Annotated in this window: 15 protein-coding genes; 7 read left to right on the top strand and 8 right to left on the bottom strand. The window is 64.2% G+C overall.

All coding sequences use genetic code 11. The features are described 5' to 3' along the window. Positions 1-5: 5 nt before the first annotated feature. The 5 genes from Q6D67_RS01665 to Q6D67_RS01645 form a co-directional block, all read right to left on the bottom strand. Positions 6-1,118 carry an enoyl-CoA hydratase/isomerase family protein gene (locus Q6D67_RS01665; RefSeq protein WP_304703776.1) on the bottom strand — a complete coding sequence of 371 codons (1,113 nt, stop codon included), beginning with the start codon at positions 1,116-1,118 and terminating at the stop codon, positions 6-8. Between the two features lie 10 nt (positions 1,119-1,128). After that, on the bottom strand, positions 1,129-1,917 hold the full coding sequence (locus Q6D67_RS01660) for an enoyl-CoA hydratase (RefSeq protein WP_304703775.1): 789 nt from the start codon (positions 1,915-1,917) through the stop codon (positions 1,129-1,131). Beyond that, positions 1,914-3,074, bottom strand: coding sequence for an acyl-CoA dehydrogenase family protein (locus tag Q6D67_RS01655; RefSeq protein WP_304703774.1), 1,161 nt, complete (start codon positions 3,072-3,074; stop codon positions 1,914-1,916). The genes Q6D67_RS01660 and Q6D67_RS01655 overlap by 4 nt, the downstream gene beginning before the upstream one ends. Positions 3,075-3,086: 12 nt before the next feature. Beyond that, positions 3,087-4,505: an aldehyde dehydrogenase family protein gene (locus tag Q6D67_RS01650; protein ID WP_304703773.1), complete on the bottom strand. Its 1,419-nt coding sequence runs from the start codon at positions 4,503-4,505 to the stop codon at positions 3,087-3,089. 158 nt (positions 4,506-4,663) lie between these two features. Then, complete coding sequence (locus tag Q6D67_RS01645; protein WP_304703772.1) at positions 4,664-6,799, bottom strand: bifunctional diguanylate cyclase/phosphodiesterase; 2,136 nt, start codon at positions 6,797-6,799, stop codon at positions 4,664-4,666. 188 nt (positions 6,800-6,987) lie between these two features. Between Q6D67_RS01645 and Q6D67_RS01640 the strand changes: the two genes are divergently transcribed. From Q6D67_RS01640 to Q6D67_RS01625, 4 genes are all read left to right on the top strand, one after another. Further along, a complete protein-coding gene (locus Q6D67_RS01640) occupies positions 6,988-7,416 on the top strand; it encodes a thioesterase family protein (RefSeq protein ID WP_304703771.1) in 429 nt (142 codons plus the stop codon). Between the two features lies 1 nt (position 7,417). Beyond that, positions 7,418-9,025 (top strand): Na/Pi cotransporter family protein, encoded by a 1,608-nt coding sequence (locus Q6D67_RS01635; protein ID WP_304703770.1) that lies wholly within the window; start codon positions 7,418-7,420, stop codon positions 9,023-9,025. Positions 9,026-9,150: 125 nt separating this feature from the next. Then, complete coding sequence (locus Q6D67_RS01630; protein ID WP_304703769.1) at positions 9,151-11,307, top strand: PQQ-dependent dehydrogenase, methanol/ethanol family; 2,157 nt, start codon at positions 9,151-9,153, stop codon at positions 11,305-11,307. A gap of 32 nt (positions 11,308-11,339) precedes the next feature. After that, positions 11,340-13,130 (top strand): arylsulfatase, encoded by a 1,791-nt coding sequence (locus Q6D67_RS01625; protein ID WP_304703768.1) that lies wholly within the window; start codon positions 11,340-11,342, stop codon positions 13,128-13,130. On the opposite strand, the gene Q6D67_RS01620 is transcribed toward Q6D67_RS01625, so the two are convergent. Continuing rightward, positions 13,102-14,562 carry an amidase gene (locus tag Q6D67_RS01620; protein WP_304703767.1) on the bottom strand — a complete coding sequence of 487 codons (1,461 nt, stop codon included), beginning with the start codon at positions 14,560-14,562 and terminating at the stop codon, positions 13,102-13,104. The genes Q6D67_RS01625 and Q6D67_RS01620 overlap by 29 nt on opposite strands. 29 nt (positions 14,563-14,591) lie before the next feature. Beyond that, positions 14,592-15,944: a nucleotide 5'-monophosphate nucleosidase PpnN gene (gene ppnN, locus Q6D67_RS01615; RefSeq protein ID WP_304703766.1), complete on the bottom strand. Its 1,353-nt coding sequence runs from the start codon at positions 15,942-15,944 to the stop codon at positions 14,592-14,594. A 207-nt stretch (positions 15,945-16,151) separates the two neighbouring features. Between ppnN and Q6D67_RS01610 the strand changes: the two genes are divergently transcribed. The 3 genes from Q6D67_RS01610 (at position 16,152) to Q6D67_RS01600 (ending at position 22,008) form a co-directional block, all read left to right on the top strand. Continuing rightward, positions 16,152-18,827, top strand: a complete 2,676-nt coding sequence (locus Q6D67_RS01610) for a TonB-dependent receptor (RefSeq protein WP_304703765.1) — start codon at positions 16,152-16,154, stop codon at positions 18,825-18,827. A 143-nt stretch (positions 18,828-18,970) separates the two neighbouring features. Continuing rightward, complete coding sequence (locus Q6D67_RS01605) at positions 18,971-20,839, top strand: AsmA family protein (RefSeq protein WP_304703764.1); 1,869 nt, start codon at positions 18,971-18,973, stop codon at positions 20,837-20,839. Then, complete coding sequence (locus Q6D67_RS01600; RefSeq protein ID WP_304703763.1) at positions 20,836-22,008, top strand: D-2-hydroxyacid dehydrogenase; 1,173 nt, start codon at positions 20,836-20,838, stop codon at positions 22,006-22,008. The genes Q6D67_RS01605 and Q6D67_RS01600 overlap by 4 nt, the downstream gene beginning before the upstream one ends. Before the next feature lie 127 nt (positions 22,009-22,135). Here the strand turns inward: Q6D67_RS01600 and Q6D67_RS01595 are convergent, their stop codons facing one another. After that, positions 22,136-24,007: an amidohydrolase family protein gene (locus Q6D67_RS01595; protein ID WP_304703762.1), complete on the bottom strand. Its 1,872-nt coding sequence runs from the start codon at positions 24,005-24,007 to the stop codon at positions 22,136-22,138. Positions 24,008-24,090 lie beyond the last annotated feature (83 nt).

Genomic DNA, 24,090 nt, shown 5'->3' with positions numbered 1-24,090 from the left:
TGCTGTTAGAGGTCCGCCAGCGGGTTTTCAGCCCACGGCGCCTGGAAAAATGAGTCGAGCAGGTCTTGCGGTACATCCCGCGTCCGCGGGAAAGCCCAGGCGGGGTTGCGATCCTTGTCCAGCAGCAGGGCGCGCACGCCCTCGGCAAACTCCGGGTAGCGCACGACATTGGTGGCGAGCCGGATTTCGGCCTGGAACACCTCGCGCAGGGAGGCGTGGCGGGTCTCCTGCAACTGGCGGGTGATCCACAGGGCGGCCAGCGGCGAGCCGTGAGCGAGGCCGTCGCGCGCCTTCGCCAGCCAGGGATCCTCGGTCTGCTGCCCGGTGATGGTGTCCACCACCTGGTGCACATCGTCGCCGTCACAGAGGGCATTGATCAGCCGCAGATGCGGTTCCACCTGGCCGCCGGGCATGCTGCCGACACTCTGCCCGGTCAGCGGGCGCAGGATGTGGCGCACCTGGGCATGGTTGTCCGCGGTGTCTTCGCTCCAGCGGCTGCGGCGCAGCTGCTCCAGCACGGTAGCCTTGTGCTCGCTGCCGATAAACCGGTCGGCGAGACCGGTGAACACCGCATCCGCAGCGTTGATCGAGGCCCCGGTGAGGGCCAGGAACTGCCCCGACTTGCCGGGCATGTGGTTGAGAAACCAGCTGCCGCCCACGTCCGGGAACAGGGCAATGGTAATCTCGGGCATGGCGATGCGGGTGGCCTCGGTCACGACCCGGTGCGAGCAGCCGGCCATGACTCCGAGGCCGCCGCCCATGACGATACCGTGGCCCCAGCAGATGATCGGCTTGGGCCAGGTGTGCAGGGTGTAGTTCATGCGGTATTCCCGCGCGAAGAAGGCTTCCGCCTCCTCGCAGGGGCCGCCGGGGGTCGCAGTGGCGGAGCGGTGCAGGGCCTGCACGTCACCGCCGGCACAGAAGGCCTTTTCACCGCTGCCGTCGATAAACACTGCGGCTATCGCCGGGTCGTCGCGCCAGGCATCCAGCTGCTGCTGCAGCGTGTCCACCATTGGCAGGGTGAGGGAATTCAGTGTTTTCGGTACGTTGAGAGTCAGGCGGCCCACTTTCAGGTGGGCGCAATCCAGTTCCTCGATAATTACAGCTGCATCTGACATGGTTGGATCCTTAGCGGTTCTTCCACTCGGGCTTGCGCTTTTCCAGGAAGGCGTTGACGCCCTCGCGCTGGTCTTCGGTGGAGAACAGGTCCACAAACAGGTCCCGCTCCAGCGCCAGGCCGCTGCCGATTTCGATGTCCCGGCCACTGTGGATCAGCGTCTTGCAGGAGGCGACGGCGCCAGGGCTCTGTCCGCCCACCTGCTCCGCCAGGGCCAGCGCCTTGGCCAGCGCCTCGCCCCTGGGTACCACTTCCTCCACCAGGCCGATGCGCAGCGCGGTTGCTGCGTCCACGCGCTCGCCACAGAGGATGATGCGCTTGGCCCAGCCCTCGCCCACCAGCCGCGCCAGGCGCTGGGTGCCGCCGGCGCAGGGCAGCAGGCCGACCTTTGCTTCCGGCAGCGCCATCTGTGCCTGCTCCTCGGCAATGCGGATATCGCAGGCCATGGCCACTTCCAGGCCGCCACCCATGGCAAAGCCGTTGACCGCGGCAATGGACACGCCGCGGAAATCCGCCAGGGTCTCAAACGCCTCGCCAAAGTATTCCGCCATGGTCCGGGCAGTGCCAGGGTCGCCATCGGCAAACAGCTTCAGGTCGGCGCCGGCGGAGAAGAACTTGTCGCCGGCGCCGGTCAGCACCAGGGCAAAAATGGTGTCTTCCTGATTGAGCTTGTTAACCAGGTCGCGCAGGGCGGGCAGGCTCTCGGTGTCCCAGGTATTGGCCGCCGGGTTGTCGATGGTGACCAGGGCGGTGTGGCCGCGGACCTCGACTTTGAGTTTGTCGGATGTGCTCAGGCTCATTTAATGACCTCCAGTGCGCCGTCCATCAGCATTTTCCGGGCCACGATGACCCGCATGATTTCGTTGGTGCCTTCCAGAATCTGGTGGACCCGGGTGTCGCGCACGTGGCGCTCCATCGGGTACTCGCGGATATAGCCGTAGCCGCCGAACAGCTGCAGGGCATCGTTGCAGACATTGAAGCCCACGTCGGTGGCAAAGCGCTTGGCCATGGCACAGTAGGTCGACGCCTGCGGATCCTTGTGGTCGAGCTTGCTGGCGGCGAGACGCACCATCTGCCGTGCCGCGACCAGCTCGGTGAGCATGTCCGCGAGCTTGAACTGGGTGTGCTGGAAGTCCGCGATGGCGGTGTCGAACTGGCGCCGCTCCTGGACATAGGCGGCAGCCTCTTCCAGCGCCTGCTGGGCGGTACCGACGCTGCAGGTAGCGATATTGATGCGCCCGCCGTCCAGGCCCATCATCGCGATGGCGAAGCCCTGCCCCTCCTCGCCCAGGCGATTGCCCACCGGCACCCGTACATTGTCGAACGTGACCATGCGGGTAGCCTGCGCATTCCAGCCCATCTTGGCCTCTTTCTTGCCATAGCTGATGCCTTCCGCATCCGCCGGCACCAGCAGCGCGGTGATGCCGCGGGAGCCGTTGTCGCTGGTGCGCAGCATCACCACCAGCACATCGGTGTCGCCGGCGCCGGAAATGAACACCTTGCTGCCGTTGACGACGTAGTCATCACCGTCACGCTTTGCCGAGCTGCGCAGGGAGGCAGCATCGGAACCGGCGCCGGGCTCGGTCAGGCAATAGGACGCCAGCTTCTCGCCGCTGACCAGGGCCGGGCACCAGGCCTCGATAACGGCCTCGCTGCAGTAGTTGCCGATCATGCTGGTGGCCATGTTGTGGATAGTGAGGAACGCGGCAGTGGTGGTACAGCCCCGCGCCAACTCTTCCACAATCAGGCTGGCGTCGAGCCGCCCCAGGCCCAGGCCACCGGCGTGCTCGGGGGTATACATGCCCATGAAACCGAGCTCGCCGGCCTGGCGCAGCGCATCCTTGGGGAAAAAGGAGTCCTCATCCCACTGCGCCGCGTTCGGTGCCAGCGCGCCCTTGGAGAAGGCGCGCGCGCTGTCAATAAAGGATTGTTGTTCCTCGGAAACCGAAAAATCCATGGCTCAGGCTCCTCAGAAGCGGTTCATGACTTTGCCGAACAATTCCTCGTCGCTGGGGATCACCTTGTTCTGGGCCAGCGGCCTGGACACCCAGGTCTCATTGATCAGGTCGCGCCAGGTGATGTTGTGGTTGATGCTGTTGCCACCCCAGGAGCCGCAGCCCAGGGAGAAGGTCTGCCGCATGCCGTTCCACAGGTTGCCGCTGTTGGAGGGGGCCTGGGGCTGGTTCACCATCACCCGCGAGGTGCGCGTGGCCATGGCCAGCTTGAGAATGTTGTCGTCGCTGTTGGAGTAGATGCCGCAGCTGTGCCCCTGGCCCTGATAGGCCTGGATACGGTTGGTCATCTCGATGGCCTCGTCAATATCCTTCACCTTGTACAGGGCCATGGTCACGGTCAGCTTTTCGCCGGAGAAAGGGTGCTCCGGGCCGGCGCCGACTTCAGGCACGATCAGGAACTGCTTGCCCTCAGGCAAGTCGATGCCGGCGCGGCCGGCGATGGTCGTGGCGTGCTGGGCGACGATGTTGGGGTTCAGCTGCCCGTCCACCCAGATGACGCTTTGCAGCTTCTGCTTGTCCTCGCCCTCGATGACGTAGCCGCCTTCGTGCTTCAGTTTCTCCAGGAACGCGTCATAGACGGACTCGAACACCAGCACCGAGTTGTCCGAGGAACAGGAGGCCGCCAGGTCCAGGGTCTTGGAGATGCGGATTTTCTCCGCGGCGTCGTTCAGGTCCGCGGTGTCGTCAACCGTGATCACCGCGTTGCCCGCGCCCACGCCCAGGGCCGGGGTGCCCGAGGAATAGGCGGCGGTGACCATGGCCTCGCCACCGGTTGCCAGGATGCGGTCACACTGGCGCATCAGCTCGTTGGTCTTGTCCAGGGAGGGCACGTCGATGCTTTGCACCAGGTCCGCCGGCGCGCCCATGGCAACGATGGCTTCGCGCATGTAATCGCAGATCATCTTGTTGGTCAGCTTGGCGCGGGGGTGTGGCGCAATAATGATCGCATTGCGCCCTTTGACCGCGGAGATGGCCTTGATTACCGGCGTCGCTTCCGGGTTGGTGGAGGGCGACAGCGCGGCGATCACGCCAACGGGCTTGGCGATCTTGATGATGTTGCGGACCGGATCCTCCTCGATCACGCCCACCGATTTGTCATTGATGATATCCACCAGGGTAGCGCGGGTCTTGCGATGAATCTTGAGGAACTTGCCGTCGTAGTTGCCGAGCTGGGTTTCCTCGACGGTATGATGCGCGATCTTCTCGGAGACGTCTTCGCGCGCCACCGACCACACCATGGCGGTGATCAATTCGTCGACCTGCTCCTGGGTATAGTGCTCGATTGCTGCCTGCGCCGCCCGGGCGCGCGCCAGCATCGCGGCGATTTCCTGCTGAACTTCGTTACCTTCCTGAATTTCCTGTGCTTTGGCCATGGCTCACACTCCTGTCGTGCTGCTTGCGGATAGGGGATCCCATCACCTGACTATAGACGGGATTCTTATATTAGCCGGTAAGCATACTGCGGAGAGGGGCAGGGGCAAAGGGACTAAATTGCGGTTAACATGGACTATATTGCGGAACAATTGGCGCTTTAGGCCGGGAACTGCCCGATAAATACGCCGAATTCCGGCGCCGGCAAAGCCTTGCTGATCAGCCAGCCCTGCACAACGCAGGCGCCCATGGCGGCGACGATCTGCAGCTGCTCGCGAGTCTCCACACCCTCCACCACGATCTCCATGTGCAGGGCACGGGCCATCTGGAAAATGGCGGAGACCACTGCGGCCTGCTCCCCATCCCGGTCTATGCCGCTGACAAACATGCGGTCTATCTTCAGGGTCTGCACGGGCAATTTCACCAGGTAGTGCAGCCCCGAGTAGCCGGTCCCGAAGTCGTCAATGGCGATGCGCACGCCGAGCGCGCGCAGGTCCTGCAACCAGCGGGCCGTACTCTCCATATCCTGGATCAGGCTGCTTTCAGTCAGCTCAAACACCAGATGCCTGGCGGCACCCGGATTGTCTGCCAGCAGTTCGCGGGCGCGATTCAGGAAGGCATCGTCGCGCACCTGCAGCGCCGACACGTTGATTGAAAGATCGAAGGGTTCTGGCAGCTGATCCGCCCACGCCGACAGCTGACTGACCGCTGCCTCCAGCACCCAGTCTCCCAACTGCAGGATCAGGCCGGTTTCCTCCGCCAGGGGAATGAAGCTGTCGGGATAGCGGAGGCCATCGGGATGTCGCCAGCGCAGCAGGCACTCGGCGCCCACCACCCGCTGCAGGGCACTGTCCACCAGCGGCTGATAGTGCAGCTCGAACTCATTTTCCTGTAGCCCGGTACGCAGCTCGGACTCCAGCTGCATTCGGGAAAAGACCTTGTGATTGTGTGCCTCGGTGTAGAAAGCGTAGCGATTCCTGCCGGATTGCTTGGCATCGAACATCGCCGTGTGCGCCCGCTGTACGAGCACATCGAAGTTGGCGCCGTCGTCGGGGTACACCGAGATGCCCATGGATGCGGTCAGGCTGTGCCGGACTCCCTGCGGCAGCTCGCAGGGCTCGGCGATGGTGGCGAGAATACGGTCCGCCACCCTGGCGGCATCCAGCGTGTCGGAAAAGTCACTGAGCACAACCACGAACTCATCGCCCCCGAACCGCGCCAGCTGCATCCCCAGGCTCTCCAGGCCGAGGCTTTCATCCCTGGCGACCAGGTCACCCGGACGCACCGCACGGGCGAGCCGCGAGGACACTTCGCGGATCAGGCCGTCCCCGACCGCCGGGCCGAGGGTGTCGTTGATATGGCGCAAGCCGTCGAGATCCAGCATGCACACCGCACAGCGGTGCCCCTGCCGGGTGGCCCGGGCCAGCAACTTAACCGCCTGCTGCTCCAGCAGCCGACGGTTGGCCAGGCCGGTCATCTCATCGTAATGCGCCAGCCGGTGCAGTTCCTGCTGGATGCGCTGGCGTTCGCTGGTGTCCTGGAGGATAGCGACGAATACACTGGGGTCGTCGTCTTCGGTATACAGCAGGGTGCCCTCGGTGGGGTAGACCGAACCATCCTTGCGCCGCAGCTGCAGCGAAAACTTCTCCTGCTGGTGCAAGCGCACCTGTTGCAGCATGCCGCCCAGCCCCTGCGCGGAACCGTTGTGCAGCAGCTCGGCGAAATTCATGCCCTGCAGTTCCAGCTTGCTGTACCCGAGGTTGCGCAGCGCGCTGATGTTCTCGTCGAGCAAGACAAGGGTGTCGGCGGCGAACACCAGGATCTCGTCCGGGGATTGATTGATGACGCGGGCAAAGCGGTCGGCCGAACGCTGAATGGCCACGACGCCGGCGGCGCGCAATGCGAACCGGGCACGATAGGCAAGAGCCGACCAGCGCACCGGTTTGGCGACGAAATCCCAGGCACCGATGGCAAAAGCGCGCTGCTCGGCATCGGTGTCGTTCAGCGAAGTCAGGACGATGATGGGCGTATTCTTGTACCGGGGCCGCCGGCGGATCTCGCGGCACACCTCGAAACCGTCCATGCCCGGCATGATGATATCGAGCAGGATGATGTCTGGCGCGATTTCATCGATCCTCGCCAGCGCCTCGGCGCCGCTCAGAGCCGTGGCTACCGTATAGCCCTCGGAGGCAAAAAAGGTTTCCGCGAGCAGCAGGGTGCCGGGGTCATCGTCGACCGCGAGCATGACATAGTCTGCTGCCACCTCCTGTTCGGGCGTGGCCGGGTCACCTGGCATGAATAGAGAACTAGTGATAGCGGCCAAGGCCCCGTCGCAGACACACTGAAGTAGATGTGACGAGTTTGCGGGGCCTCATGGCAGCTGTCAACCAACACCGAACGGCAGGAAAAAGCGGGTGCCCTGCTGCGCGTGCTTGCACTAGAATGCACTTTTTGCCCTGCAGCCCCTGCACGACGGACCCCGCCATGCCCCGCAAGACCCTGGCTCTGCCCGAACATTTCATCTTCGCGACCCACTATGACGTGCTCTACACCGATGTAAACAGCGCCAACCACCTCGGTGCCGAACGGCTGCTCTCCATCGCCATGGAGGCCCAGTTGCGCTTTATCCGCCAGCTCGGGCACAGCGAAGCGATTGTCTTCGAAGAAGCGGGGTTGATCATGGCCCACGCCGAAACCGCCTATCTGGCCGAGGCGGACTACGGCGACCGGCTCAAGGTGGAGCTGGGGGTCCGGGATATCGAGGACAAGAGCTTCCAGTTTGTCTACCGTATCAGCAAGGACCCCAGCGGCGTCGAGGTTGCCAGGGTCGCCACCACACTCCTGTTTTTTGACTACCAGCAACACCGGGTAGTGCCGGTGCCGGCCGCCTTCAGGGCACAGGTAGGGGCATGACATGGCCTGGCTGACGCTCACCATGTCCCTCGGCGGGCTGGGGCTGCTGCTGCTGGGCATGGGCATGATGACCGACGGCCTCAAGGCTGCCGCGGGCAATTCCCTGCAGGCATTCCTCGAGCGCTCCACCCAGACCCGCCTGCGGGCAGCTCTGGCCGGCTTTGGCATTACCGCGCTGGTGCAATCCTCCAGCGCCGTCATCGTCGCCACCCTGGGTTTCACCAATGCCGGCATGCTGCGCCTGAAGCAGGCCGCCTGGGTGGTTTTCGGCAGCAACGTAGGCACCACCATGACCGCCTGGATCGTGGCCCTGGTTGGCCTGCGGATCAAAGTGGAGATCATCGCCCTGCCCCTGATCGGCATCGGCATGCTGTTGAAACTGTTTTTCAGCAGGGGCCGCAGCGCCCATATCGGTGTCGCTCTGGCGGGCTTCGGCCTGCTGTTCCTGGGCCTGGGCATGCTGCGGGACGCCTTCATTGACGTGGCCGACTGGATCCCCATCGACCAGCTTGGAACCGCCGGCGTGACCGGTATCATGCTCGGGGTGCTGTCCGGTGCCCTGCTGACAGCCCTGATCCAGTCTTCCTCCGCGGCACTCGCCATCATCCTCACCGCCTCCGTAACCGGGGTACTGACTCCCCTGCTCGGTGCCTCACTGGTGATCGGCGCCAATATCGGCACAACTGTCACCAGCATGCTGGCGAGTATCGGGGCCACGGCCAACGCCCGCCGGCTGGCCCTGGTCCACGTCACCGAGAAGGTACTGACCGCGGTCATTGCGCTGATTCTGCTGGTGCCGCTGTGGTGGATCTCCGAGCAACTCGCGGGCGGCGCCGGGCGCACCAACATCAGTACCGGCCTGGCCCTGTTCCACACCCTGTTCAACCTGCTGGGCCTGCTGCTGATGTGGCTGCTGGCAGACCCGCTGCTGCGGCGGGTGGAACGCTGGATCAAGCAGCCCGAGCTGAGCTCGGAAAAACTGCGCTACCTTGACGACACCGTGCTGGCCCTGCCGGCGATGGGCGTCAGCGCCATGCACTCCGAAATCAAGCGGGTGTTCAAGCAGCTACTGGCCCGGGGGCGCCTGATCATTGACCCTGCCCGGGAGCCCGCGCCAGCGGAGAGCATACGCACGGGCATCCTGCTCGCGACCATCGCCGACTACGGCAACCGCATCGGCGCCCAGAACCTGGGCAACGGTCTCTCGGAAACTTTCCTCAACCTGTATTGGGCAAGAGAGGAGTGTGTGCAGCTGCGGGATTTGCTGCTGGAGCTGGCGGACCTGCCGCAAGCGGACATCAACGCCGCGCTCACCCCGGCGCTGCAGGAGGCCTTTCTCGAGATCATGCGCAGCGGCGAACTCAAACAGCTCGACCTCGACCACCGCATTGTGCGCCTGAAGGCGATCAAACGCCTGCGCCGGCAACGCCGCGCCGAACTGCTGGGACAGATCGGCAGCGGCCTGATGACTGCACCCGACGCCACACGGCTGCTGCATATCGTCGGCCTGTTCGAGGATAGCGCCAAACACATCCTGCACATCGCCAAGGTCATCTACCCGGAGCCAGAACAGAACCCGGCGCGAGAGGCTGCAGAGGCTGCCGCCTGAACGCGGCACCGAAAGGTACAAGTATTTGCGCCAGCCGCCGCCGTGTGCCGCGGCGGATAGCCAAACGGAGCAGATCTCGGCCTAATTGCAGCAAACCAAGCCCAATCAACCGAAACGGAGCTGCCATGCGCTCACTGTTGTTACTGTCATTCACCTGCCTGCTGAGCCTGCCCACAGGCGCCGCGCCGGTTACCGATGAGCGCCTGCTCGCCGCCGGCAGCGATGCCGACAACTGGCTCAGCCACGGCCGCGACTACAGCGAGCAGCGCTACTCCCCACTGGCGGAAATCACTACTGACAATGTGGGCGAGCTGGGCCTGGCCTGGCACTTTGACACCGACACCCGCCTCGGCTTGCAGACCACGCCACTGGTGATCGACGGCGTGCTGTATTTCAGCGGCGCCTGGAACACCGCCTGGGCGCTGGACGCCGCCACGGGGGAACTGTTGTGGAAGTTCGACCCGCAGGTAGCGCGCAGCAAAAGTATCACCGCCTGCTGCGGTGCCATCAACCGCGGCCTGGCGGCCTGGGGTGACCTGCTGTTCATGGGCGCCCTCGACGGCCGCCTGATCGCCATCGACCGCGCCACCGGGCAGATGCGCTGGTCCGTGCAGACCACGGACCCCGCCAAACCCTATGCCATTACCGGCGCGCCACGAGTGGCCCGGGGCAAGGTGTTCATCGGCAACAGTGGCGCCGAGTTCGGCACCCGCGGTTATGTCAGTGCCTACGACGCTGCCACCGGCGAGTTCGTCTGGCGCTTTTATACCGTCCCGGGCAATCCGGCCGAGGGCTTTGAAAACGAGGCCATGGCCCGCGCCGCCAAAACCTGGAGTGGTGAGTGGTGGCGCTATGGCGGCGGCGGCACGGTCTGGGACAGCATCGTCTACGATCCGGAGTTCAACCAGCTTTACCTGGGGGTGGGCAACGGCGCGCCCCACAACCGGCGCATCCGCAGCCCCGGTGGCGGTGACAACCTGTTCCTGACCTCGATCGTCGCCGTCGACCCGGACACCGGCGAGTACCTGTGGCACTACCAGCAGGTGCCGGGGGAAACCTGGGACTACACCGCCAGCCAGCAGATGACCCTGGCGGAGATCCCCTGGGAGGGAGAGCCGCGCAAGGTGATTCTGCACGCACCGAAGGCCGGTTTCGTCTACATTATCGACCGCGCCACCGGCAAACTGCTGTCGGCGGAGCCCTACACTACCGTCACCTGGGCCAGCGGCTACGACATGGACAGCGGCCGGCCGCAGGAAAACCCCGGCCAGGACTACGACGGCGAACCGGCCATGGTGTTCCCCTCAGCCATGGGCGGACACAACTGGCACCCCATGGCCTACAGCCCCGACACCGGCCTGCTCTACATTCCCGAGCTGGACATGGGCATGCTCTACGACGAAGTCGCGCCCGTCGATTACCAGCATCTAAAGCGCCACTACAACACGGGCTATGAATTCAATCAGGAGGGCTACTCCCAGCGCTTCACCCAGGCCATGCTGCGGCACCTGCCCAAGGCCCACCTGCTGGCCTGGGACCCGGTGAGCCAGAAGCCAGCCTGGAAGCTGCCGCACCCGAACATTCACAACGGCGGCGTCCTCGCCACCGGTGGCAACCTGGTTTTCCAGGGCACGTCGGACGGACGCTTTATCGCGGTACAGGCGGACAACGGCGAGCTGCGGTGGAATTTCGAGACGCTGAACAGCGTGATGGCGGGCCCGGTGAGCTATCGGGTCAACGGCGAGCAGTACGTCGCGGTCGCGGTTGGTCGCGGCGGCGCGCTGACCATGAACACGGGCCGGTCGTTCCCCACCGGCAATCCCAACAACCGCATCGTGGCCTTCAAGCTGGGCGGAGATGCCTCGCTGCCCGCAACTCCCGCGCCGGAACGCCCGGCACCGCCGCCCCAGCCCGAGGCGACGGCAGAGGACCTGGCCGAGGGGCGCGCCGCGTTCAATCGCTACTGCGCCCGCTGCCACGGCGCCGATGTGTCCGGTGACGGTTCCATCCCCGACTTGCGCTACCTGGCCCCGGTCTGGCACGAGAATTTTGCCGCGGTGGTGCTGGACGGCCTGATGGAGCGGGCCGGCATGCCGCGGTTTGACGACGTGCTGGATGCGGCCCAGGTGGAACAGATTCACGCCTACGTTATTGCCCGGGCCCACGAGGATTACGACCTGCGCCAGGAGGAGGGCTGGCTGAGTGCGATGAAGGACTACGCTACCGATATCTCCGCCCGCGTGGCAGCATGGCTGGTACGCTTCCAGGCCGGGCGCGAATAAACCCGGAGTTCTAGCCCACGAGGAGTTCGACCATGTTCACATCGGCTTCTCGCTCCATCACCTGGCGCGGTGCCCTGCTGTTCTGCGCCGGGATGCTGGCCAGCTCGCTGGCGGCTGCCGAGCCCGCGCGCCCCAACATCGTCCTGATCCTGGCAGATGACGTCGCGCTGATGGATTTCAGCGCCTATGGCGGCGAGGCGCACACCCCCAACATTGATGCCCTGGCGGAACAGGGGGTGCTGTTCGCCAATTACCACACCACGCCCATGTGCGCGCCCTCCCGGGCCATGCTGCTGACCGGCATGGACAACCACCTGACCGGAGTCGCCACCATTCCCGAAGTACTGCCGCCGGAACACCGGGGCCAGCCCGGCTACAGCATGTACCTGGAGCCCGGTGTCGAGACCATTGCCGCGCGCCTGCAGCCGCTGGGTTATCGCACCCTGATGACCGGCAAGTGGCATCTGGGCCACGGGCCGGGGCAGCTCCCCAACCACCACGGCTTCGAACGCTCGTTTGTTCTCGACGCCTCCGGTGCCGACAACTGGGAGCAGCGCCCCTACCTGCCGTTCTACAGGACGGCACCCTGGTTCGAGGACGGCGCGCCCGCAACCCTGCCGGAGGATTTCTACTCCTCGGCTTTTATCGTCGACAAAATGCTGGAGTACATCGAGGAAGGGCAACCGGCGCGGCAGCCCTTCCTCGCCTACCTCGCGTTCCAGGCGGTGCACATACCGGTGCAGGCCCCGCGCGAATTCAGCGATAACTACCGCGGCGTCTATGACGACGGCTGGCAGGCACTGCGAACTGAACGCTGGCAGCGCGCCCGGGATCGCGGCCTGGTGCCGGAGGATTCAGCCCTGGCACCCATACACCCGGCGCTGGCGGACTGGAGCGCGCTGAACGAAGCTGAGCGCCAGCTGTTCAGCCGCCGCATGGAAGTCAACGCCGGCATGATCGAGGCCATGGACCACCATATCGGGCGCTTTATCGAGTACCTGCGGCTGCAGGGCCTGTATGACAACACCCTGTTTGTTGTTACGTCGGACAACGGGCCCGAAGCGGCCGACCCCGTCGACTCCGCCGCGATGCGGCTGTGGCTGCAACTGGTGGGTTACGACGCCACCACGGTCGAAACCCTGGGCGAGCCCGGCAGCTACGGCTTTATTGGCCCGGCCTGGGCCAGCGCCGCCGCCGGCCCCAGCGACCTGTTCAAGTTCTACAGCGGCCAGGGCGGCCTGCGGGTGCCGCTTATCATCGCGGGGCCGGGAATCGCTCCCGACAAGCTGCAACCGGCCTTCGCCATCGCCGCCGATATTGCCCCCACCCTGCTGGACCTGGTGCAGCAACCGGTGGCCGAGGCCATGACCGGGCGCAGCCTGCTGCCCCTGCTGCGCGGTGAAGCGGACCGGGTCTACCCGCCTGATGTCGCCACCGGCATCGAAACCGCCGGCAATGCCGCCCTGTTCCGCGGGGACTTCAAGCTGGTGCGCAACCTGCCACCCTATGGCGACGGGGAATGGAAGCTGTACAACCTTGCGCGCGACCCGGGCGAAACCCGTGACCTGGCCCGCACCGAGCCCGCCCTGTTCGCGCAGATGCAGCGGGACTATGCCGACTATGCGCGCCGGGTTGGCGTGCTGGAAATGCCGCCAGGCTACGAGTCACTGCAGCAATTGCACGCAAATTCGCTGCGCGTGCTGGCAGCCAACTATTGGCTGCTTTTGCTAATCTGCGTCGCAGTACTGCTGTTGTTGTTGGCTGTACTCTGGCGCATTCTCGCCGGTTTTAAAATTACTGGGCGTACCCGGGCGGTGCGGTGAAGGCGCGGTGGTGGCGCTCCAGCAATCGCGCCACCGCCAGGGTAGTGCGGTCGCCCAGATAGCGGGAAACCACCTGCACCCCCACCGGCAGCCCATCCAGCGTCAGGCCTGCCGGCACCACGGTAGCCGGCAGGTAGGCATTGATCGTCAGACCCGCCCAGCGCAGGAGCTCGATGTAGGGCCGCTCCGCCCCTTTGACCTGCAGAGTGCGCTGCAGCATGTCCGGCGTGTGGTCGTGCGGGAAGGCCGGCACGTGCACACAGGGGCACAGCAGAACATCAAAATCCTCGAAAAAACGCGACCATGCGGCCCGGGTATGCAGCCGGATCTCGTTCTCCCGCTGCCACGCACTGTGGCTGAGCGCGACCCCACGCATCTGCTGCAGAAAATCGCTGTCGTCCGCTGGGTCCGCGGCGGCCACCACCTCCGCCGCCATCTCGCGCACGGAATCGGGCATGGTGCCTGCCATGACCGCCGTCAGCAGCTGCACATAGTTGCGGTAGTTGGCCTCCGGGTCTATCTCCGGTCGCGCTTCCAGGTCGACCCGGGCACCGAGATGCTGCAGGGTGCCCGCCACGCTGTTGATGCAGCGCAGAACCTCGCTGTCCACCGGACAAAAGGGATCGTCCGCCCACACCGCAACCCGCAGGCCGCCTGTCTCCCTGAAGCTGGGCGGCGGCAGGTTTACCTGCCAGGCCGGCGCATCGCTGGTGCTGGGCCCTAACAACAGGTCCAGGGCATGCTCCAGGTCATCGACGCAGGTCGCCAGCGGCCCCACCACGGACAGGTCCGGCTGCGACAGAACGCCCTCCCCCGGCGGCAGGTGGCCGGCGTGAGAGATGATGCCAAAACTACTCTTGTGACCGAACACGCCGTTGAAATGGCTGGGGGAACGAATGGAGCCACCGATATCGCTGCCCACTTCCAGTGGGGTCAGGCCAGCAGCCAAAGCCGCGGCAGCGCCACCGGAAGAGCCACCGCAGGTCCGCGCGGTGTTCCACGGATTGTTGGTGACACCATAAACCTCATTGAATGTCTGCAGATCGGCGCTCATGAAAGGAACATTGGTTTTGCCGAACACGATGGCGCCGGCATCGATATAGCGCTGCACGGCGTCGGCATTGGTGGCGGGAATATTGTCGCGACAGTCGGGAATACCGCCAACGGTGACCAGGCCCGCAGTACAGTAGGCGTCCTTGATCGTGAGCGGCACCCCGTGCAGCGGGCCCCAGTCCTGATCGCGCGCGGCGGCGGCGTCGGCTGCCACCGCGCGTTCTCGCGCGCGCTCCACATCCAGCGCCACGACCGCATTCAGGTCGCCGTTGAAACGCTCGATGCGGTCGAGAAAGAACTCCAGTACCCGAACCGAGGACAAGTGCCCGGCCTTGATGTCTTGCGCCAGCTCGAAGGCGCTGCGATACAGTATTTGCATGGTGATCCTGCCTGATGGTTAGCGTGGTTTCAGATCCGGTAACAGGGCTGGTAATCGTGCTCGCCCTCCCCCAGCTTCATGCGCTTCTGCTTCACCAGCATGCGCAGCAGCCGGTCCATATGCTGGAGCAGGCGCGGCTCGCCGTGCAGCTGAAAGGGCCCGTGTTTGTTCACCTGCTCGATGCCAAACGCCTTGACGTTGCCGGCCACCAGACCAGAGAACGTCCGGCGCAGCTGGGCGGCCAGCTCGTGTCGCGGCAGGTCATCGTGCAGCTCCAGCGCTGCCATGTTGGCATGGGTGGGAACGAATGGCTGTTGCAGGTCGCCGGTGATCGCCAACTCCCAGTTGAAGTAGTAGGCCTGCTGCGTCTTGCGCCGGCGGGAATGCTGTTCCTGCACCGCCTTGCGCACGCTGCGGCCGACCTGGTGCGGGTCGCCGAGAATTATCTGGTAGTAACCTTTCACCTCCTCGCCCAGGCAGCCCACCAGGAAGCGCTCCAGTTCCGCGAAATACTCCTCGCAGTGCGCGGGTCCGGCAAACACCAGCGGCAGGCTCTCGGCATTATCGGGATGCATGAGGATGGCCAGCAGATACAGCACCTCCTCCACCGTGCCGACGCCTCCCGGGAACACCACGATGGCGTGGGCCAGGCGCACGAAGGCCTCCAGCCGCTTCTCGATGTCCGGCATGATCACCAGCTCGTTGACAATGGCATTGGGTGACTCGGAAGCAATGATGCCGGGCTCGCTGATGCCGATATAGCGGCCATTCTTGATCTGCTGCTTGGCATGCCCCACCGCCGCGCCTTTCATCGGCCCTTTCATGGCACCGATACCGCAGCCGGTGACAATATCCAGCCCGCGCAGGCCCAAAGCATAGCCCACATCCTTGGCGTAGTCGTATTCCTCCCGCGGAATGGCGTGGCCACCCCAGCACACAACCAGGCGCGGCGACACATCCGGGAGCACCACGTTGGCATTGCGCAGGATCCGGAACACCAGGTTGGTCGCCTCCGCTGAAGAGCCCGAGAGGTCCGCACCCAGCTTGATATCGGTGTAGACAATGTCGCGCAGCGCGGAGAACAGGTGCTCCTGGATCCCGCGGATCATGCGCCCATCGACGAAGGCCTGGGCCGGTGCATTGAACAGCTCCAGGCGCAGACCCCGCGGTTGCGGCACCAGGCGCAGGTCAAAATCCGAGAAATTCTCATAGATTTCCGCGGCGTCGTCCTCGTTGCTGTCGGTGTTGAGGATCGCCAGGGCACAGCGACGATACAGGTCAAACAGCTCGCCGCGGGTCGTGGTAAAGGACTCGATTTCCGCCCGGGACAACAGGTTCAGGGAATTGATCGGGTTGACGATGGCGCGGGGAAGTTTCTCCATCTCAGCTTCCCCCCGGGAAATCGCCCCAGCCCCGGGTCAGGCCGACGCTGTTTTGTAGCTGTTGCAGAGTGATTTTCATTACTCCCTCGATATCCAGACTGGCTATTGCGGCATTGTTGCCACACGCCTGCAATTGTGACTATTATTGAATGGTCACTAGCTTGACATACTAAAACCTTCGATAAATATAACTATGTGGGAAACTGTATGAAAACTTCCGCTCATCACAGCATCAGCCCCCTGTACATTGCCATCGTTGCCGCAACCGCTACCGCTCTCGGCGCTCCCGCCCACGCCCAGCTCGAAGAGGTTATTGTAACAGCACAGAAACGCGCGGAATCCGTGCAGGACGTACCTATCGCGATCACCGCATTCGATGAATCCGCCCTGCGCGCCAAACAGATCAACGGTTTTGCCGACATGCGCTTTACCGCGCCCAACGTGTCCTACAACAAGGGCAACTTCACCGGCAACAACTTCCAGATCCGCGGGGTCGGCACCAACCTGGTAGCCGCCTCGGCAGACAGTGGTGTCGGGGTCCATGTCAACGAGGTACCGCTGATTTCGCCGCGCCTGTTCGAGACCGAATATTACGATGTCGAGCAGATCGCGATCCTGCGCGGGCCGCAGGGGACACTGTACGGCCGCAATTCCACGGGCGGCGCCGCCAACATGATCACCCGGGGTGCCCGTACAGATGGCTTCGAAGGTAGCGTCGAGGGGCAGTATGGCAACTACGACCACAAGAAAATCAGCGGCGCGATCAATATCCCGTTGAATGACAGCTTCGCCATGCGCTTTGCCGGTCTCTGGCTGGATCGGGAAGGCTACACCGAGAACCTGTTCACCGGTACCGACGTCGACGGCCGCGACCAGGTATCGGCGCGCGCTTCGTTCCGCTGGCTGCCCACCGAAACCACCCAGGTGGACCTGATGCTGTCCTGGTTTGACGAAGACAGCACCCGCACCCGCAGCCAGAAAACCATGTGCCACAACGACCCCAGCGGCGTACTCGGCTGCCTGCCGGACAAACTCGATTTTGATGTGCCCAACCCGTCGTCCCAGCTTGCCAATATCCTGTCCTCGGACGCAGTGCTGGGCCCGCTGGGTCTGTTCCCGTTCGGTTCCAATGAGCGTGGCGCGGTACCCCGGGACCTGCGCAAGGTCATCTCCGAACGCGACCCCATCTACGAGGCCGATGAAAAGCTGGCAACCCTGACCATCGCCCAGGAACTCGACGAATACACCCTGACCTTTGTCGGCGGCTACCAGGATACCGAAGTATTGTCCCAGATGGATTACCAGTGGACCGTGGATGGGCCGCGCACGCTGCCGGCCTTCCTGCCCTTTGTCGCACCCACCGCGGTGAGCACCTTCTATAGCGATGGCCTGTTCCCGATCTCGGCGCCCTCGACCGAATCCACCGGCCTGATCGGAGGCCATATCGACTCCTACAGCGTGGGCCTCGAGTCCTACGACCAGTCCAACCAGTCCTCGGAGCAGCTCTCCGCCGAGCTGCGCCTGCAGTCGGACTTTGACGGCCCCTTCAACTTTCTGGTAGGCGGCTTCTGGATGGATGTCGACCTGGAAAACCAGTACTGGGTGTTCGCGACCGGCCTGGATTATTTCTCCGCGGTGTTCCCCGGCGCCGCCCTGGGGCTGGACGGCCTGGGCTGGGTTGGGCCCAACTTCAACAACGAGACCGGCGACTACAATATCAATTCCCAGGCGCTGTTCGGCGAGGTCTACTATGAACTCACCGATACCCTGAAGCTGACCGTCGGCGCCCGCTATACCGTTGATGAAAAGACAATCGAGGATCGCCAGATCCTGCTCAACAATGATCCGGTGACGGGCCTCCCGGTTTTACAGCCCTACGGCGCGGACCTGCCCATTCCCACGGCAACCCGCCGGGCAAAAAATGACTGGAAGGAAACCACCGGGCGCATCGTGCTGGACTGGTCGGTGTCCGCGGATACGCTGGCCTACGCGTCCTATTCGCGCGGCTACAAGGGCGGCGGCTTCAACCCACCCTTCGACCCGGTCCAGTTTCCCAGTCAGAAGCCTGACTTCCAACCGGAGTTCGTGGACGCGCTGGAGATCGGGGTAAAGAACACCCTGCTGAACAACACCCTGCAGGCGAATTTCAGCGCCTTCTACTACGACTATACCGATATGCAGGTATCGAAGATCGTCAATCGCACCTCATTCAACGAGAACACGGATGCGGGAATCTGGGGAGGCGAGGCAGAGTTCGTGTTCGCGCCCACGACGAACTGGCTGCTGAATGCCAATATCGCCTATCTCAACACGGAGGTGAAGGACTTCGAAAGCGTGGACACCCGCGACCCCACCGCTGGCCGCAGCGACGTCACCCTGCTGAAGGATCTGTCCAATGCCTCCAACTGCGTGGCGCTGTTGCCGCCGGATGTCTTCACTGCGCTCGCCGGCTCGCCGTTCACCAGTTGCAGCGCCCTGGCCGATGCGGGTCTTCCCATTACCGACGGCATCAGCCAGAACCTGGACGGCAACCAGCTGCAACAATCGCCCGAGTGGTCGGCAAGTCTGGGGGCGCAGTACAGTTTTGCCCTGCAGGACAGCAGCGAACTGAGCCTGCGGGTCGACTACTACTGGCAGGACGAAATGTATGCGCGCCTGTTCAACCGGGAAATCGACCGCATAGACTCCTGGGATATCTGGAATGCCCAGGCGACCTATACCTCGGCTGACAACCGCTGGTACGCCAGGGCCTACATCAAGAACATCGCCGACGACGACCACCTGGTCGCCATGTACGTCACCGATCCCTCCTCGGGCATGTACACCAACGTGTTCTCGATTGAGCCCCGGACCTACGGCCTGGCAGTCGGCTACAACTTCTAGCAATCGCCTGGTCCCTCAGCGGCCCGGAACCTGTTCCGGGCCGCTTTCGTTACTGCCTGCGCCGGGGCGGGGTCAGGTCCCGTATTGTAGCAAATTACATTTGCTACAATACGGGACCTGACCCCCCTTGAGGAGAGGCTCCCATGACCAGAATCCTGCTCTACCTGCTCGGCATTCCCCTTCTGCTGGTGATTGTAGCCGTGGTGGTGGTGCCACTGGTGCTCGACCAAGAAAGGCTGGTCAAAATTGCGACGGAGCAGCTGGAGGAGCGCAGCGGTGCGCGGCTGACCGTCCGCGGCGATGCCGGCCTGACCCTGTTCCCGCGCCTGGCCCTGCGCCTGGGCGATGCCGGCTTGCAGCTCCCCGGCGAGGAACCGCCGGAGATCAGTGTCCGGGAGCTGTCCGTCGAAGTGTTCCTGCGGCCACTGCTGTCGCGGGAAGTTATCATCAAGGGTCTGGAACTGGACGGCCTGGTAGTCACCCTGCCAGCCAGGGCGGAGATCGAGGCGCCCGATCTCGCCACCCTCTCGGATGCGGAACTGGAACGCTTCTACGCCACGCGCCGGCAGGCCCTGCAGGACACTGCGGAGAGCAGCGTCGGCGCCGTCTTCGGCGCGCCGCTGGCCCTGAACGTTGCCAGCCTGCGGCTCACCGATGCGCGCATCATCCTGCAACAACCCGCCGGCGCCGGACCCGTGGTTCTCGAGCTGCCGATGCTCAGGGGTACCGATCTCAACCTGGAGGGCAACCCCGCCTCCCTGAAACTGGAACTGCGCATGCCGGGCGAACCCAGCATGAACCTCGAGCTCGCCACCATTTTTAGCGCCAGCGCCGACTCCCAGACTCTCAACCTGCAGGGACTGGAAGGCGAACTGACTGGAGCCACGCCGACACCGGTAACGCTCCGGGCCAACGGAAGCGTCAGGCTGGACCAGCGCCTCGCCGAGCTGGAAGTGGAGCTGGAGAGCGGCGCCACCCAGGGCAGCGGCACAGTGCGCTATGCCGCCGCGGAAAGCCCGCAAATTGACGCGGTGTTGCGCATGAACCTGCTGGACCCTGCGCTACTCCTGCTGGCGGGCCCCGAGGCGGCCAGCAGCGCCGAGACAGAAAGCCCCGACGGCGATGCCCCCCTGCCCCTCGATGCGCTGCGCCTCACCGATACCCGGGCTGACTTGCGGGTCGAACGCGCCGTGGTCGGTGTGCATACAGTGGAAAACCTGCGCCTGCGCCTGCGCGCGGTGGAAGGGGTCGCGACCTTCGACACCATCAGCGGCGTCATCCACGGCGGCAAACTTGACGCCACCGCCACCTTGAACGCACGCCTCAGCACCACCACGCTCAGCACCCGGGGCGAACTCGCCGGGCTGGACACCGTCGCCCTGCTGGCTGCGCTGGAGGCAGACCCGGTCCTGTCTGGCACGGCCGATGCCAGCTGGCAACTCGACAGCCGGGGCAACAGTCGCAATGCCCTGGTCGCCGCCCTGGAGGGCGAAATCCGGCTCGACACCGAGCAACTTGCGCTGGAGCAGGTCGGCATCGAACGCATGCTTTGCCAGGTGATCGCCCAGATCAACCAGGAGCCGTTACAGGCCGAATTGCCCGCGCGCAGCAGCTTCGACAGCGCCAGTGCCCGCATCCAGCTGGCGGCGGGCGAGGCCCGGCTGGACCCGCTGCAGGCGGACCTCGCCCATGTCGGCCTGCGCGGCGACGGCAGGCTGGACCTGGTCAGCAACGACTTTGTCGCCAGCTTCCGGGCGCGGCTGGCACCAACCCTGGAAGAGGTTGACCCTGCCTGCCGGGTCAACCAGCGCCTGGCCGCGATTGACTGGCCGGTGAACTGCAGCGGCAAACTCGGTGGCGAACCCGGCGAATGGTGCAGGGTCGACAGCGAGGCGATAGTCGCCGATCTCGCCCGCAGAGAGCTTGAAAACATGGCGCGGGAAGAAGGGGGCCGTTTCCTGCAGCGCCTGCTGCAACGCAACCAGCCGGAGGAGGAGGAGGAAAAACAATGAGGATTACAGCGCAACTCCGCATTGGTGCAGGGGTACTGTCCCTGGCATTGCTGCAGGCAGCCAGTCTGCCTTTGCTAGCGAAAGAGGCAACACCAGAAGCCACCCCTTCGAACGCGGCCCAACAGCTGATCGACAAGCTCGACCTGGAGGCCGCGCCCACGGCTGTCAGCAGCCACCCTCGCTGGAAGCCCGGCCGCGTGGTCGTGTCCCTACCGCGCGGTATGGCCGGTAATAAAAGCTTTCTCAAGCAGTTGCAGGTGGCGGCGGGAGACGTGGCCCTGGTGGTGGACGATTCGGGGGCTTTTGTACCCACGCGGGAAACCCTGGCCGGTGCCGATGGCTACATCGGTTTCTGCACCACCGACATGCTCGCCAACGCCGATCCGGGCCTGCTGTGGATTCACAGCTACACCGTTGGCATGGATCGCTGCAGCGGTGCCAGCGAGGCCCAGCAAGCGGACCGGATCTTTACCAACAACCAGCGCCTGTCGGGGCCTACCATCGCCGAACACGGTATCGCCATGTTGCTGGCGATCAGCCGGGGTTTGCCCGCCTACACCGCCGCCCAGGCCGAGCGCCAGTGGCGCCGGGAGCTGTCTGCCGAGCTGGCCTTTGGCGAACTGGCCGGCAAGACCGTGCTGGTAGCCGGTCTCGGCGGTATCGGCACCGAAGTGGCGCGCCGGGCCCACGGCCTCGGCATGCGGGTCACCGCCACCCGCAATTCCTCCCGGGAAGGGCCGGGCTTTGTCTCCTATGTCGGACTGGCGGATGAACTGGGCAAGCTGGCCGGCGAGGCGGATGTGGTGGTCAATGCGCTGCCCCTGACGGAGCAGACCGCCGGCCTGTTCGACGCCGACCTGTTCGCGCTGATCCAGCCTGGGGCAATTTATATCAATGTGGGCCGCGGCAAGACCACGGACACCGCCGCGCTGGTAGCGGCCCTGCAGAGCGGGCATTTGTACGGGGCGGGCCTGGATGTCACCGAGCCGGAGCCATTACCGGAGGACAGCCCGCTGTGGCTGCTGCCCAACGTGATCATCACCCCGCACGTGGCGGCGGCCGGGGGCGGCAGCCTGCAGCGTAGCGCCCTGATCGCGACCGAGAACCTGCGCCGCTACGTCAAGGGCGAGCCGCTGCTCAACCTGGTGGATCTGGAAGCGGGGTACTAGACCTGTGGGAACCCACCGTGTTCTATAGGAGCCCGCTGGCCCAGGCCACCTTCTCTGTCCGCTGCGCGGCCATTCACCTTGTCCGCGGGCGATTGAGGGCGATCGCGCACGGAGTGCGCTCCTACACTCAGGCGGCCCGCAGGGCCCGACCCAGGCTGCGGTTACCCAGTACCTCGGTAAACTCGCCCTGCTGCCAGACCGGCTCGCCGTTGATCAGCACGTGGGTTACCACGCCGTCCGACCGGTTGACCATCTGCTTGTGATCAAACAGTTCACGGTGGATAAAGGCGCGGTGCTCGTTGGTATCCCAGCCCTTTAGCACCTCCGGATCAACCAGGGTGACATCCGCCTGGGCGCCAATTTCCAGGCTGCCCACATCCAGGCCAAAGAACTCCGCCGGGTCCCGCGTCAGGCGCTTGACCATCCGGGCAACGGTCTCCATGCCCTCGGCCTGCGCCAGTTTCAGCGACATCAGGTTGGCGTCGAAGAACGCCATATTGGTGATGTGGGCGCCGGAGTCATTGAAGCCGGGCATGGCGTTCGGGTGCAGCAGGTAGCCCAGGGTTGCCTGCTTGTCCGTGTTGCCGACGTCGACATACCAGCGGAAGGACTTGTCGTACTCACGCAGCAGATGCAACATGAAGTCGGCGTCGTCCGCGGTCGGGTTGGGGAAGGCAGCTAGCGCCTCGCGCTCTTTCTCTGAACGCGCCTCCCCTGTCTGGCCGCGCTGGAACCGCTGCAGACGCTCGAATACCTGCTGCATGGATTCGCCATCCCACTCGGGCACAGGTGCTCCATCAAATATCATCAGCTCGGGGTCGCGGATAACCACCTTGTCCGGCAGGCCCATTTTGGCCTTGAACGTGGCCAGGTTGCGCCCCTTGCGACCGTGAAACCAGTCGCGGCGAAACTCTTCGACAAAGGCGGGGTCGTTGAGCAGCGCCCGGCGCCCCGCCACATCGTCATACTCCCTGGCGATCAGCTTGCAGGTGGAGTCCAGCTCCTCAAAAATCGGGCTGACGATGCCATCGGCCCAGATGCGGAAATTGGTGCCCAGGGCCTGGAAATGGATACGCCCCTGGAGCAGCGCGCTGTTGACCAGCCCCGCCACACCCAGGAAGGCGTTGGACGCTTTGGGTGCCAGCACGAATTGCATCACCGACAGGGCGGAGGTTTTCAGCGGACTGCCAAACAGGCGGCCACTGCTGAGGAAAAAATACAGCAGCCCCTTGATCCGGTTCTCGATGATGGGCGTGGTCTGCCAGACCCGGTCGTGGCGGCGGACCACACGCAGCAGGCGCTTGAGCTCGCCAAAACTGGCGAACTGGGTCGGGATCCGCTGGTCGGTATGCGGCGCGTTGGCCAGGTAGTGGAAGGGAAGCCCGTCGGTACTCAGGCCCAGGTAGCCCTGGGTCATGGCCTGGTCCAGCAGTCTTTCCATCTCCCGCAGTTCGGTCTCGGTGGGCTCGCGGCTGATACTGTCCTTGAGGCCCATCACTTCAACCCGCAGCATGGAATGGGGCACGAAAGCGCCGATATTGGGCCCCAGCGGCAGCTTGTCGAAGTGGTCCATGTAGTCACCGGTATTGTCCCAGGTGATGGTTTCCACGCATTTGCTCAGCACTTTCTTGGGGATGTTCTCCACCCGGGTAAAACAGTCGACGATGGGATTCTGCTCGCCTTCCACCTGCTGGCCAAAGCAGGTGCCGAGGCTACAGTTGCCTACCAGCACGGTGGTAGTGCCGTGGCGCACCACTTCCTCCAGGCGCGGGTCCAGATCTACCTCCAGGTCGAGGTGGGTATGGATGTCCAGTAGGCCGGGCATAAGCCACTGCCCGGAGCCGTCAATGACCCTGGACGCTTCACCCCGCGGCAGGGCGCTGCCCCGGGCGGCGATGCGGCCGTCCTTGATGGCAATGTCCAGGTGCTGCGGCGCCCCGCCCCTGCCGTCAAAGACCAGGGCGTCCGTGATCAGGGTATCCCAAGTGCTTGTGCTCATTGTGGCTCCATGTGAATGCCGGCTAATAGCCGATAGTCGTTGCGCAGATCCGCTAATCTGCCATCCAAGACCGCCACAGTAAA

Origin of the sequence: Haliea sp. E1-2-M8 (assembly GCF_030649675.1) — a bacterium.
In the GTDB taxonomy this organism is placed as follows: domain Bacteria; phylum Pseudomonadota; class Gammaproteobacteria; order Pseudomonadales; family Halieaceae; genus Haliea.
This window is presented reverse-complemented; position numbering and strand designations above follow the sequence as displayed.

Bases quoted from the DNA above. Each gene is read 5' to 3' on its own strand.
- Q6D67_RS01630 (WP_304703769.1), top strand. From the start codon at position 9,151: ATGCGCTCACTGTTGTTACTGTCATTCACCTGCCTGCTGAGCCTGCCC.
- Q6D67_RS01645 (WP_304703772.1), bottom strand. From the start codon at position 6,799: ATGCCAGGTGACCCGGCCACGCCCGAACAGGAGGTGGCAGCAGACTAT.
- Q6D67_RS01650 (WP_304703773.1), bottom strand. From the start codon at position 4,505: ATGGCCAAAGCACAGGAAATTCAGGAAGGTAACGAAGTTCAGCAGGAA.
- Q6D67_RS01610 (WP_304703765.1), top strand. From the start codon at position 16,152: ATGAAAACTTCCGCTCATCACAGCATCAGCCCCCTGTACATTGCCATC.
- Q6D67_RS01595 (WP_304703762.1), bottom strand. From the start codon at position 24,007: ATGAGCACAAGCACTTGGGATACCCTGATCACGGACGCCCTGGTCTTT.
- Q6D67_RS01600 (WP_304703763.1), top strand. From the start codon at position 20,836: ATGAGGATTACAGCGCAACTCCGCATTGGTGCAGGGGTACTGTCCCTG.
- Q6D67_RS01640 (WP_304703771.1), top strand. From the start codon at position 6,988: ATGCCCCGCAAGACCCTGGCTCTGCCCGAACATTTCATCTTCGCGACC.
- Q6D67_RS01605 (WP_304703764.1), top strand. From the start codon at position 18,971: ATGACCAGAATCCTGCTCTACCTGCTCGGCATTCCCCTTCTGCTGGTG.
- Q6D67_RS01635 (WP_304703770.1), top strand. From the start codon at position 7,418: ATGGCCTGGCTGACGCTCACCATGTCCCTCGGCGGGCTGGGGCTGCTG.
- Q6D67_RS01620 (WP_304703767.1), bottom strand. From the start codon at position 14,562: ATGCAAATACTGTATCGCAGCGCCTTCGAGCTGGCGCAAGACATCAAG.
- Q6D67_RS01665 (WP_304703776.1), bottom strand. From the start codon at position 1,118: ATGTCAGATGCAGCTGTAATTATCGAGGAACTGGATTGCGCCCACCTG.
- Q6D67_RS01625 (WP_304703768.1), top strand. From the start codon at position 11,340: ATGTTCACATCGGCTTCTCGCTCCATCACCTGGCGCGGTGCCCTGCTG.
- ppnN (WP_304703766.1), bottom strand. From the start codon at position 15,944: ATGGAGAAACTTCCCCGCGCCATCGTCAACCCGATCAATTCCCTGAAC.
- Q6D67_RS01655 (WP_304703774.1), bottom strand. From the start codon at position 3,074: ATGGATTTTTCGGTTTCCGAGGAACAACAATCCTTTATTGACAGCGCG.
- Q6D67_RS01660 (WP_304703775.1), bottom strand. From the start codon at position 1,917: ATGAGCCTGAGCACATCCGACAAACTCAAAGTCGAGGTCCGCGGCCAC.